Source organism: Pseudomonas sp. CBZ-4 (assembly GCF_000346755.1).
GTDB lineage: Bacteria > Pseudomonadota > Gammaproteobacteria > Pseudomonadales > Pseudomonadaceae > Aquipseudomonas.
Genome location: NZ_ANNV01000009.1, coordinates 41,633 through 54,904 on the forward strand (window position 1 = coordinate 41,633; position 13,272 = coordinate 54,904).

General features: G+C 59.0%; 10 protein-coding genes. 2 read left to right on the plus strand and 8 right to left on the minus strand.

Going from position 1 to position 13,272, the window contains the following annotated elements; translation table 11 throughout:
• Positions 1-15: 15 nt before the first annotated feature.
• The 5 genes from B348_RS0101150 to sdhC form a co-directional block, all read right to left on the minus strand.
• Positions 16-2,847 carry a 2-oxoglutarate dehydrogenase E1 component gene (locus tag B348_RS0101150; protein WP_017734336.1) on the minus strand — a complete coding sequence of 944 codons (2,832 nt, stop codon included), beginning with the start codon at positions 2,845-2,847 and terminating at the stop codon, positions 16-18.
• A 261-nt stretch (positions 2,848-3,108) separates the two neighbouring features.
• Entirely contained in the window at positions 3,109-3,813 is a 705-nt protein-coding gene (locus B348_RS0101155) for a succinate dehydrogenase iron-sulfur subunit (protein WP_003172807.1), read from the minus strand.
• An 11-nt stretch (positions 3,814-3,824) separates the two neighbouring features.
• The gene (sdhA, locus tag B348_RS0101160) at positions 3,825-5,597 is read right to left on the minus strand and encodes a succinate dehydrogenase flavoprotein subunit (protein ID WP_026136464.1); all 1,773 of its coding nucleotides are present in this window, start codon (positions 5,595-5,597) and stop codon (positions 3,825-3,827) included.
• A 3-nt stretch (positions 5,598-5,600) separates the two neighbouring features.
• Positions 5,601-5,969 (minus strand): succinate dehydrogenase, hydrophobic membrane anchor protein, encoded by a 369-nt coding sequence (gene sdhD / locus B348_RS0101165; RefSeq protein ID WP_016974690.1) that lies wholly within the window; start codon positions 5,967-5,969, stop codon positions 5,601-5,603.
• Positions 5,963-6,337, minus strand: coding sequence for a succinate dehydrogenase, cytochrome b556 subunit (gene sdhC, locus B348_RS0101170; RefSeq protein WP_016979564.1), 375 nt, complete (start codon positions 6,335-6,337; stop codon positions 5,963-5,965). The genes sdhD and sdhC overlap by 7 nt, the downstream gene beginning before the upstream one ends.
• Positions 6,338-6,701: 364 nt before the next feature.
• Here sdhC and gltA point away from each other — a divergent pair, with 364 nt between their 5' ends.
• On the plus strand, positions 6,702-7,991 hold the full coding sequence (gene gltA, locus B348_RS0101175) for a citrate synthase (RefSeq protein WP_017734340.1): 1,290 nt from the start codon (positions 6,702-6,704) through the stop codon (positions 7,989-7,991).
• 240 nt (positions 7,992-8,231) lie between these two features.
• On the opposite strand, the gene B348_RS0101180 is transcribed toward gltA, so the two are convergent.
• From B348_RS0101180 to B348_RS0101190, 3 genes are all read right to left on the minus strand, one after another.
• Positions 8,232-9,890 carry a cation acetate symporter gene (locus tag B348_RS0101180; protein WP_017734341.1) on the minus strand — a complete coding sequence of 553 codons (1,659 nt, stop codon included), beginning with the start codon at positions 9,888-9,890 and terminating at the stop codon, positions 8,232-8,234.
• Complete coding sequence (locus tag B348_RS0101185) at positions 9,887-10,198, minus strand: DUF485 domain-containing protein (RefSeq protein WP_003190001.1); 312 nt, start codon at positions 10,196-10,198, stop codon at positions 9,887-9,889. Before B348_RS0101185 ends, B348_RS0101180 begins: the two co-directional genes overlap by 4 nt.
• Before the next feature lie 266 nt (positions 10,199-10,464).
• Complete coding sequence (locus tag B348_RS0101190) at positions 10,465-11,316, minus strand: glycine betaine ABC transporter substrate-binding protein (protein ID WP_026136465.1); 852 nt, start codon at positions 11,314-11,316, stop codon at positions 10,465-10,467.
• A gap of 332 nt (positions 11,317-11,648) precedes the next feature.
• On the opposite strand from B348_RS0101190, the gene B348_RS0101195 reads away from it, so the two are divergent.
• Entirely contained in the window at positions 11,649-13,202 is a 1,554-nt protein-coding gene (locus tag B348_RS0101195; protein ID WP_017734343.1) for a glycosyl hydrolase family 17 protein, read from the plus strand.
• The last annotated feature ends 70 nt before the right edge of the window (positions 13,203-13,272 follow it).

A 13,272-nucleotide genomic window follows, 5' to 3' on the forward strand; every position in this document is an offset into this window, starting at 1 on the left:
GTCAGCGCGAAGGCGTTAAACAGTGAAAGCATCTTGCAGCAGTTTTTCCTGCTGCTCGGCGTGCATCGACGCATAACCACACGCAGGTGCAGCAGAAGCATCACGACCGGCGTACTCCAGGCCCAGGCCTGCTTTGTGGTTGCCGATACTGCGACGCAGGTGATGCTGGCTGCTGTACCACGCGCCCTGGTTCATCGGTTCTTCCTGGCACCACACCACATTGGTGAGGTTGGTGTAAGCCGCGATGGCTTCCATCAGGTCGTCTTCCGGGAACGGGTAAAGCTGCTCGATACGCACGATGGCGATGTCTTCGCGGCCTTCGGCACGACGTTTTTCCAGCAGGTCGTAGTAGACCTTGCCGCTGCACAGGACCAGGCGAGTCACCTTGGCTGCATCCAATGCATCGATTTCTGGAATCACGGTCTGGAACGAGCCTTCGGCCAGATCTTCCAGGGTCGAGATGGCCAATTTGTGACGCAACAGCGATTTCGGGGTCAGCACTACCAGCGGCTTGCGCAGCGGGCGGATCACCTGGCGACGCAGCAAGTGGTAGATCTGGGCCGGGGTAGTCGGCACGCACACCTGGATGTTGTGCTCGGCGCACAGCTGCAGGTAACGCTCCAGACGGGCCGAGGAGTGCTCCGGACCCTGACCTTCATAACCGTGTGGCAGCAACATGGTCAGACCGCACAGACGGCCCCACTTGTGTTCGCCGCTGGTGATGAACTGGTCGATAACCACCTGGGCACCGTTGGCGAAGTCGCCGAACTGGGCTTCCCAGATCACCAGCGCGTTTGGCGTGGTGGTCGAGTAGCCGTATTCGAACGCCAGTACGGCTTCTTCGGACAGGAACGAATCGTACAGGTCGAAACGTGGCTGGCCTTCGTACAGGTTCTGCAACGGGATGTAGGTGCCCGCGTCTTTCTGGTTGTGCAATACCGCGTGACGGTGCGAGAACGTACCACGGCCGATGTCCTGGCCGGTCATGCGGATCGGGTGACCTTCGAACGCCAGGGTCGCGTACGCCATGGTTTCGGCGTAACCCCAGTTGATCGGCAGGCCGCCGGCTTGCATCTTCTGACGGTCTTCGTAGATCTTGGCAACCTGGCGCTGTACGACGAAGCCTTCTGGAATTTCCAGCAGCTTGGCAGACAGTTCCTGCAAGGTTTTCAGATCGAACGAGGTGTCGTGACGCGCAGTCCAGGTGTGACCCAGGTACGGACGCCAGTCCACGAACAGCTCTTTGTTCGGCTCTTTGACCAGGCTCTTCACGACGTGCAGGCCGTTGTCCAAGGCGTTGCGGTATTCGTCGATCTTCGCCTGAACACGCGCATCGTCAACCACGCCGGCCTTGGTCAGGCTTTCGGCGTACAGCTCACGGGTGGTGCGCTGCTTCGTGATCTGCTGGTACATCAACGGCTGGGTGCCGCTAGGCTCATCCGCTTCGTTGTGACCGCGACGGCGGTAGCAAACCAGGTCGATCACCACGTCACGCTTGAACTGCATGCGGTAGTCAATGGCGAGCTGGGTCACGAACAGCACGGCTTCCGGATCATCACCATTCACATGGAGGATCGGCGCCTGGATCATCTTGGCCACGTCGGTGGCGTACTCGGTAGAGCGCGCGTCCAGCGGGTTGCTGATGGTGAAGCCAACCTGGTTGTTGATCACGATGTGAATCGTGCCACCGGTCTTGAAGCCGCGGGTCTGCGACATCTGGAACGTTTCCAGGACCACGCCTTGACCGGCGAATGCCGCGTCACCGTGGATGGAAATCGGCAGGACTTTTTCACCGGTAGCGTCGTTACGACGATCCTGGCGGGCACGGACCGAACCCTCGACCACTGGAGAAACGATTTCCAGGTGGGATGGGTTGAAGGCCATGGCCAGGTGAACTTCACCGCCGGTGGTCATCACGTTGGACGAGAAGCCCTGGTGGTATTTAACGTCACCGGAACCCAGCTCGACCTTCTTCTTGCCTTCGAACTCGTCGAACAGTTCACGCGGGTTCTTGCCGAAGGTGTTGACCAACACGTTCAGGCGACCACGGTGAGCCATGCCGATCACGATTTCCTTGGTGCCGTAGGAACCGGAACGCTGGATCAGCTCGTCGAGCATCGGGATCAGGCTTTCGCCGCCTTCCAGGCCGAAACGCTTGGTGCCCGGGTATTTGGTGCCCAGGTATTTTTCCAGGCCTTCGGCAGCGGTTACGCGCTCAAGCAGATGGCTGCGTACGTCAGCGGACAACACCGGACGGCCGCGCACACCTTCCAGACGATGCTGGAACCAGTGGCGTTGCTCGGAATCGGTGATGTGCGTGAACTCGGCGCCAATGGTGCGGCAATATGTCTGCTGCAACGCTTCGTGAATTTCGCGTAGGCTCGCTTCCTCTTTGCCGATGAACAGGTCGCCGGCACGGAAGGTCGTATCAAGATCGGCATTGGTCAAGCCGTAATGATTGATCGACAGGTCAGCAGGTGCAGGACGCTTCCAGAGCCCCAGCGGGTCAAGCTGGGCCGCCTGGTGGCCGCGCATCCGGTAAGCCTGGATCAGTCGCAGTACTTCAACTTGCTTCTTCTCATGCTCACTGCTCACGCTGCCGGCGGAAACCGGTTGGGCGCGGCGCTGGTTCTTTGCCAGCAGCACAAATTGATCGCGAATTGTTGCGTGCGATACATCGGTGGCAGCGTTGCCGTCTGAAGACAACGTCTGAAATTTGGTGCGCCATTCTTCTGGCACAGCGTTAGGGTCGTGCAGGTAGAGCTCATAAAGCTCTTCCACATAGGCAGCGTTACCACCTGAAAGATAGCCGCTGTTCCACATGCGCTGCATCACGCTTTCTTGCATGCTTGGTCACCCTCGATTTGGGGACACCACCGGCGAAAACACCGAGTTTGCTTGCAAAAGGCCAAGTGCAGCGACCAAAACAAGCCACTTAGGATCACGCTGATAGTTCGGGTACCAACCCGAATGCCCCTGCTTGTCTCATTTCTTCAAAATAAGAGCTGCGGCTTTGTAAGTCGCTGCTCAAGTTAAAACTACGGCGCCGGTTGAAGCCTGCGCCGTAGCATTTACGGGCACAACGGTCCTGCTTTGCTACAACGTCGGTTACACGCCGCTTTGCAGCAGCATGTTACGGATGTGACCAATGGCCTTAGTCGGGTTCAGGCCTTTGGGACATACGTTGACGCAGTTCATGATCCCGCGGCAGCGGAATACGCTGAACGGGTCATCCAGTGAAGCCAGACGCTCGGAGGTCTTGGTGTCACGGCTGTCTGCCAGGAAGCGGTACGCTTGCAGCAGGGCAGCTGGACCCAGGAATTTATCCGGGTTCCACCAGAAGGATGGGCAAGAGGTCGAGCAGCAAGCGCACAGGATGCACTCGTACAGACCGTCAAGCTTCTCACGCTCTTCCGGGGACTGCAGACGTTCGATGGCCGGAGCCGGCGTGTCGTTCTGCAGGAACGGCTTAACTTTCTCGTATTGCTTGTAGAAGATGCTCATATCGACGACCAGGTCACGGATAACCGGCAAACCTGGCAGTGGACGAACGATCAGCTTGTTGCCTTTGACCACGGCGGACAGCGGCGTGATGCACGCCAGGCCGTTTTTGCCGTTGATGTTCATGCCGTCGGAACCGCACACACCTTCACGGCAAGAGCGACGATACGAGAAACCCTCGTCCTGCTCTTTGATCAGTGCCAATACATCCAGCACCATCAGGTCTTTACCACCGGTATCGACCTGGAATTCCTGCATGAACGGCGCGGCGTCCTGATCAGGGTTGTAGCGATAAACACTGACTTTCAACATGGCAGCCACCCTTAGTAAGTCCGAATCTTCGGTTCAAACGTCGGCACCGTCTTCGGCGAGAAGTTCACGGCACGCTTGGTTACGCGCTTGTCACCCGGGAAGTACAGGGTGTGGCACAACCAGTTTTCGTCGTCGCGATCTTCAAAGTCTTCACGGGCGTGGGCACCACGGGATTCTTTACGAACCTCGGCAGCGATGGCAGTCGCTTCGGCCACTTCCAACAGGTTTTGCAGCTCAAGGGCTTCGATACGCGCGGTGTTGAACGCCTGGCTCTTATCGTTGATCTTGACGTTGGCGATGCGCGTACGCAGGTCGGCCAACTGGGCAATACCCTTCTGCATGTATTCGCCGGTACGGAACACACCGAAGTAGTTCTGCATGCAGCTTTGCAGCTCGCGACGCAGGGTTGCCACGTCTTCGCCGTCAGTCCGCTCGTTCAGAGCGTTCAGGCGCGCCAGGGCGGTTTCGATGTTGGCGTCGGTGGCGTCATCGTATTCGATGCCGTCAGTCAGCGCTTTTTCCAGGTGCAGGCCAGCAGCACGGCCGAATACCACCAGGTCGAGCAGCGAGTTGCCGCCCAGGCGGTTGGCACCGTGTACCGATACGCAAGCCACTTCGCCTACGGCGAACAGACCGTGGATGATCTCGTCGACGCCTTCGGCGTTCTGGGTGATCGCCTGGCCATGAATGTTGGTCGGCACGCCGCCCATCATATAGTGGCAGGTTGGAACCACTGGCACTGGAGCCAGCACCGGGTCAACGTGCGCAAAGGTCTTGGACAGCTCGCAGATACCTGGCAGGCGGCTGTGCAGCACTTCCTCACCCAGGTGGTCGAGCTTGAGCATCACGTGGTCGCCGTTCGGGCCACAGCCGTTGCCGGCGATGATTTCCTTAACCATCGAACGGGCAACAACGTCACGACCAGCAAGGTCTTTCGCGTTCGGAGCATAACGCTCCATGAAACGCTCGCCGTGCTTGTTGATCAGGTATCCACCTTCTCCACGGCAACCTTCGGTAACCAGTACACCGGCGCCGGCGATGCCGGTCGGGTGGAACTGCCACATTTCGATGTCTTGTACCGGCACGCCAGCACGCAAGGCCATGCCGACGCCGTCACCGGTGTTGATCAGGGCGTTGGTGGTCGACGCGTAGATACGGCCTGCACCGCCAGTCGCCAGCACAGTCGCCTTGGCGCGGATGTAGGTGGTTTCACCGGTTTCGATGCAGATGGCGATCACACCGACGAATGCACCGTCAGCGTTCTTCACCAGGTCCACAGCGTAGTACTCGTTCAGGAACGTAGTACCGGCTTTCAGGTTGCCCTGATAAAGAGTGTGCAGCAGCGCGTGACCGGTACGGTCGGAAGCGGCGCACGTACGGGCAGCCTGCCCGCCTTTGCCGTAATCCTTCGACTGGCCGCCGAATGGACGCTGGTAGATACGGCCTTGTTCGGTACGGGAGAACGGCAGACCCATGTGGTCCAGTTCGAACACCGCAGCCGGGCCTTCCTGACACATGTATTCGATAGCGTCCTGGTCACCGATATAGTCGGAACCCTTGACGGTATCGTACATGTGCCAGCGCCAGTCATCGTTTGGATCGGCAGAGGCGATGGCGCAGGTGATGCCACCCTGGGCCGATACGGTGTGGGAACGGGTCGGGAACACCTTGGTGATCACGGCAGTCTTGTGACCGCCCTGGGCCAGCTGCAGCGCTGCGCGCATGCCAGCACCGCCGCCACCAATAATGATGGCGTCGAATGAAATAGTTGGAATGTTAGCCATGAATCAGATACCCCAAAGAATCTGCACACCCCAGACGAAGTAAGCGAACATCGCGACGCCGCAGACTGCCTGGAAGAGAAAACGTACTGCAGTCGCGGACTTGCCCAGCGCCATCGGCGTCAGGTAGTCGGTCGCGATGGTCCACATGCCAACCCAGGCGTGTGCGCCCAGGGCTACAAGGGCCAGCAGACTGAAGATTCGCATCGCATTGTGGGAAAACAGGCCATGCCATTGCTCATAGCTGATGCCTGGATTTGCGACGAGGTATCCGATCAGGAAAATGAAATAAGCCGCGAGAACGACCGCAGACACACGCTGTGCCATCCAGTCATAGAGGCCCGAACGCGAAAGGTTCGTAACGCTGGTTACCATATCCAAACTCCTGCCAGAACGATCAGCACCACGGAAATGGCGATGATGATTTTCGAGCCCAGGCGGCCGCCTTCCAGCGTCTCACCGATACCCGCATCCATGATCAAGTGGCGCACACCGGCTACCAGGTGATACAGCAGAGCGGACAGGAGGCCCCATGCTACGAACTTGGCCAGCGGGCTGGTCAAGCATGCCTTCACCTCGGCGTAACCTTCCTCGGAACCCAGGGATTTGCTCAATGCATAAAGCATGATGCCCAAGCCCAGGAACAGGATGATGCCGGAAACACGGTGCAGGAACGACGTAACGCCGGTGATGGGGAGTTTGATGGTCCTTAGGTCTAGGTTTACAGGTCGTTGGCTATTCACGGCTTTTTTTCACACTGAAGAGCCCCTAACAATCAGGGCAAAGTTGTTGGGGAGTGCACTGGTCAGGTAAGCACCACCCAGGGAGTGCGACCCCCAATGAAAGCAAGCCCAAAAGCCCTTGGCGGTCGGTGGCCGAGTATAGACAGTTAGGTTACTAATGACAACGCGCGCACCTCACCCTAATAGCTGATTGCGCTGGCGGTATAAAAGGCGTAAATGGCAGGCAATTTCGAGGAAAAAGTACGGTTAAAGCCTTCTGGTGCAAGACTTTAGGCAAATTGACATCTGGATTTATATCAATATAGTGGTGCGGGCCCTGCGTGGGGGGTCTGTCTGATGATTTGAAGCATAAATAGGAGGCCACATGGCTGACAAAAAAGCGCAGTTGATCATCGAGGGCGCAGCCCCCGTCGAGCTGCCCATTTTAACCGGCACCGTTGGTCCCGATGTTATCGACGTACGGGGCCTGACGGCCACGGGCCGTTTTACATTCGACCCAGGCTTCATGTCGACCGCCTCTTGCGAGTCGAAGATCACCTATATCGATGGTGATAATGGCATTTTGCTGCATCGCGGCTACCCGATCGAGCAACTGGCCGAGAAATCGGACTACCTGGAAACCTGCTACCTGCTGCTAAATGGCGAACTGCCAACAGCCGAGCAGAAAGCCCAGTTCGTCAGCACCGTGAAGAACCACACCATGGTTCACGAGCAGTTGAAGACCTTCTTCAACGGCTTCCGTCGCGACGCCCACCCGATGGCCGTCATGTGCGGTGTGGTCGGCGCCCTGTCGGCCTTCTATCACGACTCCCTCGACATCAATAACCCGCAGCATCGCGAAATTTCCGCGATCCGCCTGGTTGCCAAGATGCCGACCCTGGCCGCAATGGTTTACAAGTACTCCATGGGCCAACCCATGATGTACCCGCGCAACGACCTGACGTACGCGGAAAACTTCCTGCACATGATGTTCAACACCCCGTGCGAGATCAAACCGATCAGCCCGGTGCTGGCCGCAGCGATGGACAAGATCTTCATCCTCCACGCCGATCACGAGCAGAACGCATCGACCTCCACCGTGCGCCTGGCAGGTTCCTCGGGTGCCAACCCGTTCGCCTGTATCGCCGCCGGTATCGCTGCACTGTGGGGCCCTGCCCACGGCGGTGCGAACGAAGCCGTATTGACCATGCTCGATGAAATCGGCGATGTCTCGAACATCGACAAGTTCATCGCCAAGGCCAAGGACAAGAACGACCCGTTCAAGCTGATGGGCTTCGGTCACCGGGTCTACAAGAACCGCGACCCGCGCGCCACCGTGATGAAAAAGACCTGCGACGAAGTGTTGAAGGAGCTGGGCATCAAGAACGATCCGCAACTCGAACTGGCCATGCGCCTGGAAGAGATCGCCCTGACCGACCCGTACTTCATCGAACGCTCGCTGTACCCGAACGTCGACTTCTACTCGGGGATCATCCTCAAGGCAATCGGCATTCCAACCAGCATGTTCACCGTGATCTTCGCCCTGGCGCGGACCGTGGGCTGGATCTCCCACTGGAAAGAAATGCTCTCCAGCCCGTACAAGATTGGCCGCCCGCGCCAGCTGTACACCGGCTACGAGTCGCGTGACATCACCAAGCTGGAAGATCGCAAGTAAGCATCGCTTAGCTGCACTGAAAACGGCCTCCCTTAGTGGAGGCCGTTTTTGTTTGTGTCGCCTGCTCCACCGCCATCGCAGGCAAGCCAGCTCCCACATTTGACTGCATTCCAAGGGATGTACCCGGTCGACTGTGGGAGCTGGCTTGCCTGCGATGGCGACAGCCCAGACAACACAGAACCCCAGGCAAAAAAATACCCCGGCCTTGCGACCGGGGCATTTCTCTATCCAACTACAACCTTAGTGAGAAACCGCCCCACTCGCCCCCAGGCCAGTCTGCGAACGCACAAACTGCGGGAAGTACAGCGCACGCTCTTTCTCTGCCGCCGCCGACTTGTCGGTGATGGAGAAGAACCAGATGCCGACGAACGCAATGATCATCGAGAACAGCGCTGGGTACTCGTAAGGGAAGATGGCTTTTTCATGGTGCAGGATCGAGACCCAGATGGTCGGGCCAAGGATCATCAGGCCCACGGCACTGATCAAGCCCAGCCAGCCGCCAATCATGGCGCCACGGGTGGTGAGGTTTTTCCAGTACATGGAAAGCAGCAACACCGGGAAGTTACAGCTGGCCGCGATGGAGAACGCCAGGCCCACCATGAACGCAATGTTCTGGCTTTCGAACAGGATACCCAGGCCGATTGCCAATACACCCAAGGCTACGGTGGTGATCTTCGACACACGAATCTCATCTTTCTCGTTGGCCTTGCCTTTCTTGATCACGCTGGCGTACAGGTCATGGGACACCGCCGACGCACCGGCCAGGGTCAAGCCGGCAACCACCGCGAGGATGGTGGCGAACGCCACGGCCGAGATGAAGCCCAGGAAGATACTGCCACCCACCGCGTTGGCCAGGTGCACCGCTGCCATGTTGTTGCCACCGAGCAAGGCGCCTGCTGCATCCTTGAACGCCGGGTTGGTGCTGACCAGCAGGATCGCGCCGAAGCCGATGATAAAGGTCAGGATATAGAAGTAACCGATGAAACCCGTGGCGTAGAACACACTCTTGCGGGCTTCTTTAGCGTCGCTGACGGTGAAGAAGCGCATCAGGATGTGAGGCAGGCCAGCGGTACCGAACATCAGGGCCAGGCCCAGGGAGAACGCCGAGATCGGATCTTTGACCAAGCCACCCGGGCTCATGATCGCCTCGCCTTTGGCGTGAACCTTGATTGCCTCGGAGAACAGTGTGTTGAAGTCGAAGTTGACGTGCTTCATCACCATCAGCGCCATGAACGAAGCACCGGACAACAGCAACACCGCCTTGATGATCTGTACCCAGGTGGTCGCCAGCATGCCGCCGAACAGCACGTACATGCACATCAGGATACCCACCAGGATCACCGCAACGTGGTAGTCCAGGCCGAACAGCAGCTGGATCAGCTTGCCCGCGCCAACCATCTGCGCGATCAGGTAGAACGCCACCACCACCAGGGAACCACAGGCCGACAGGCTGCGGATCTGGGTTTGCCCGAGACGGTAGGACGCCACGTCGGCAAAGGTGTACTTGCCCAGGTTGCGCAGGCGCTCGGCGATCAGGAACAGAATGATCGGCCAGCCCACCAGGAAGCCGATCGAGTAGATCAGGCCGTCATAACCGGAGGTGTAGACCAGCGCGGAAATCCCCAGGAAGGACGCCGCCGACATGTAGTCACCGGCAATCGCCAGGCCATTCTGGAAACCGGTGATCTTGCCACCGGCCGCATAGTAGTCGGCCGCCGACTTGTTGCGCTTGGACGCCCAGTAAGTGATGCACAGGGTGGCACCGACAAACGCGACAAACATCACGATGGCCGACACGTTCAGGGGTTGCTTGTGCACTTCACCGGTCAATGCGTCCGCTGCCCAAAGGGCCGGAGCGAAGAACGAAGCGCCGAGTAGTGCCAGTAGACGACCGATCATTGCGCAGCCTCCTTGAGAATCGCATTGTTCAGGTCGTCAAATTCGCCATTGGCCCGGCGCACGTAGATGCCGGTCAGGATGAAGGCGGACACAATCAGTCCGACGCCCAGGGGAATGCCCCAGGTAATCGAAGAACCGGGGCTGATCTTGGCCCCCAGCACTTGTGGCCCGTAGGCGATCAACAGGATGAAAGCGGAGTAAAGCCCGAGCATGATCGCCGAGAGAATCCAGGCGAATCGTTCCCTTTTTCTCACCAGCTCCTTGAAACGCGGGCTGTTTTGAATCGAGAGGTAAATGCTGTCGTTCATTGTTTTTATCCTCGCAGCACAGCTTTTTTATTATTTTGGAACGTATCCACTGTATGCGGCTGCCGTAGAGGTTCCAGACGACCTTAGTCTTAGATCGAGTGTAGCGAGGGATTGTCAGAGCGCAGAAGGATTTACAGACGGTAAAAGTAATGTGGGAGCGGGCTTGCCCGCGATGGCGGCGTGTCAGTACCGAATCTATCGACTGACACACTGCTATCGCGGGCAAGCCCGCTCCCACATTAGGTGTGTGGCGTACTTGCTACAGGTTATTTACCGATCCACTCGGCTACACGCTCTGGGTGCTTGGCCACCCAATCCTTGGCCGCCGCATCCGGCTTGGCGCCCTCTTGAATGGCCAGCATGACTTCGCCGATTTCATCCTTGGAAGCCCACTGGAATTTCTTCAGGAACGCCGCAACTTCCGGCGCTTTCTTCTCCAGGCCCTTGCTGCCGATGCTGTTGACGGTTTCCGCAGCGCCATACACGCCTTTTGGATCTTCCAGGAAACGCAGTTTCCACTTGGCGAACATCCAGTGCGGCACCCAACCGGTGACCGCAATGGATTCCTGCTTGTCTTCGGCACGGGTCAGTTCGGCGATCATCGCTGCGCCCGAACTGGCTTGCAGTTTGTAGTCGAGGTCGTACTGCTTGATGGCTTCGTCGGTCTTGAGCATCACGCCCGAACCGGCGTCGATGCCGACGATTTTGTTCTTGAAGGTGGTGTCGGTCTTGAGGTCTTCGATGGATTTGGCTTTCACGTACTCCGGCACGATCAGGCCGATTTTCGCATCCTTGAAGTTAGGGCCGTAGTCGACCACCTTGTCCTTGTTCTTGGTCCAGTACTCACCGTGGGTCACCGGCAGCCAAGCGGAGAGCATGGCGTCGAGTTTGCCGGTGGCCACGCCTTGCCACATGATCCCGGTGGCGACGGCTTGCAGTTTCACGTCATAACCGAGCTTGGCCTTGATCACCTCTGCCGCCACATGGGTGGTGGCAACGCTGTCGGACCAGCCATCCACGTAGCCGATGCTCAGGGTTTTGCTGTCGGCGCTGGCCAGTGTGGAGCTCATCGCAACTACCAGAGTGGCAGCTGCGCCCAAGAGTCGTCGCATCTTCATCGTACTTCCCCGAAAGTGCTGCGCCCGACGGATGCCGAGCGACGTCAACCTGTTGTTATGTGGTGCGCCGCGCCCCCTTCACGCGCATCGATCCGGCTGCTGCGGCATCAGTGGAGTGCTGACACTTGGATAATCAACCTGCCGGGACTTGGAACCTGCTCTGTCAGCGACCTCACCCGAGCAAGAAACGACATCACAACGCCAGCAGGACGCTTTGCAGGAATTGGCGTCAAAATCCCGCCCGAACTTTGCATGTCAAAATCATGCAGCCCCACTGGGACGGGACAAATCCGGGTAAGATGCGCGCCTTTGCTCCCCCAGATAAGCCGACCATGCCCGCGACTGCCCGCTTTCCTGCCCTGCCCTATTTCTTCGCCTTGATCCTTGGCCTGCTGGCCCTGGCTGGCTACTGGTACAGCCTCGGCCGGCCGGTGGTGCTGCCCGACGTCGCCAGTGCTTCGCACAAAATGCAGTGCGCGTCCTACACACCTTTCGATAAAGACCAATCCCCGTTCGACCAGCCCTTCAAGCTGCGCCCGGAGCGCATGGACGCCGACCTGGCCTTGCTGGCCACCCGTTTCGAATGTATCCGCACCTACTCCATGACCGGCCTGGAAGCCTTGCCGGACATGGCGCGCAAGCACGGCTTGAAGGTGATGGCCGGTGCCTGGGTCAGCAGTGACCCGGTGGCCACCGAAAAGGAAATCAACGAACTGATCGCCTCGGCCAACGCCCATCCGGATGTCGTCACGTCGGTGATCGTCGGCAACGAAGCGCTGCTGCGCAAGGAAGTCACGGCCACGCAGTTGGTCAAGCTGATCCAGACGGTCAAAAGCCAGATCAAACAGCCAGTGACCTACGCCGACGTGTGGGAATTCTGGCTGCAGCACCCGGAAATCGCCCCGGCAGTGGACTTCCTGACCATTCACTTGCTGCCGTACTGGGAAGATGACCCGTCCGGGATCGACCAGGCGCTCAAGCACGTAGGCGATGTGCGCCAGACCTTCGGCACCAAGTTCGCGCCCAAGGACATCTTGATCGGCGAAACCGGCTGGCCCAGCGAAGGCCGCCAGCGTGAAACCGCGGTGCCCAGCCGCGTAAACGAAGCCAAGTTCATGCGCGGCTTCGTGGCCATGGCCGAAGCCAATGGCTGGCACTACAACCTGATCGAAGCCTTCGACCAGCCGTGGAAACGCGCCAGCGAAGGCGCGGTCGGCGGCTATTGGGGCCTGTTCGATGCAGACCGCCAGGACAAGGGCATCCTCGCCGGGCCGGTGACCAATGTGCCGTACTGGCCGTTGTGGCTGGGCGTGGGCGGGTTGATCCTGCTGGGGACCTTGGCGCTGGGCGGCCGCGTGCGCAGCACCCGTGCCGCGCTGGCCCTGCCGCTGCTGGGTGCGTTGGCGGCCTGTTCCATCGGCAGCTGGGCCGAACTGACCCGCATCACCGCACGCTTCAATGATGAATGGGTGTGGGCAGGTTTGCTGCTGGTGCTGAACCTGTTGGTGCTGGCCCATGCCGCCCTGGCCTTGAGTGCTCGCGAAGGCTGGCGCGAGCGGGCGTTCAACTGGCTGGAGCAGCGTGCAGGCTGGCTGGTGGCAATCGCTGGCTTCGCAGGGGCAGTCATGATGTTGGCGTTGGTGTTCGAACCGCGTTATCGCAGCTTCCCGAGTGCGGCACTGGTATTGCCGGCCTTGGTGTACCTGGTTCGCCCGGTCACCGGCCCGCGCCGGGAGATTGCCTTGCTGGCGTTTATCATCGGTGCCGGCGTTGCGCCGCAGTTGTACCGTGAGGGCTTGTTGAATCAGCAGGCCTGGGGTTGGGCGGTAGTCAGCGTGCTGATGGTTGGGGCTTTGTGGCGGTGCTTGCGGGTGCGCAAGGCTTAAGATCGCTATCGCAGGCGAGCCAGCTCCCACACTTGAGCGCATTCCAAAGGATGTACTCGGTCAAGTGTGG

What these genes read in the sequence shown, in the direction of transcription:
- B348_RS0101150 (WP_017734336.1), bottom strand. Translation starts at nt 2,847, where the DNA reads ATGCAAGAAAGCGTGATGCAGCGCATGTGGAACAGCGGCTATCTTTCA.
- B348_RS0101155 (WP_003172807.1), bottom strand. Translation starts at nt 3,813, where the DNA reads ATGTTGAAAGTCAGTGTTTATCGCTACAACCCTGATCAGGACGCCGCG.
- sdhA (WP_026136464.1), bottom strand. Translation starts at nt 5,597, where the DNA reads ATGGCTAACATTCCAACTATTTCATTCGACGCCATCATTATTGGTGGC.
- sdhD (WP_016974690.1), bottom strand. Translation starts at nt 5,969, where the DNA reads ATGGTAACCAGCGTTACGAACCTTTCGCGTTCGGGCCTCTATGACTGG.
- gltA (WP_017734340.1), top strand. Translation starts at nt 6,702, where the DNA reads ATGGCTGACAAAAAAGCGCAGTTGATCATCGAGGGCGCAGCCCCCGTC.
- B348_RS0101180 (WP_017734341.1), bottom strand. Translation starts at nt 9,890, where the DNA reads ATGATCGGTCGTCTACTGGCACTACTCGGCGCTTCGTTCTTCGCTCCG.
- B348_RS0101185 (WP_003190001.1), bottom strand. Translation starts at nt 10,198, where the DNA reads ATGAACGACAGCATTTACCTCTCGATTCAAAACAGCCCGCGTTTCAAG.
- B348_RS0101190 (WP_026136465.1), bottom strand. Translation starts at nt 11,316, where the DNA reads ATGAAGATGCGACGACTCTTGGGCGCAGCTGCCACTCTGGTAGTTGCG.
- B348_RS0101195 (WP_017734343.1), top strand. Translation starts at nt 11,649, where the DNA reads ATGCCCGCGACTGCCCGCTTTCCTGCCCTGCCCTATTTCTTCGCCTTG.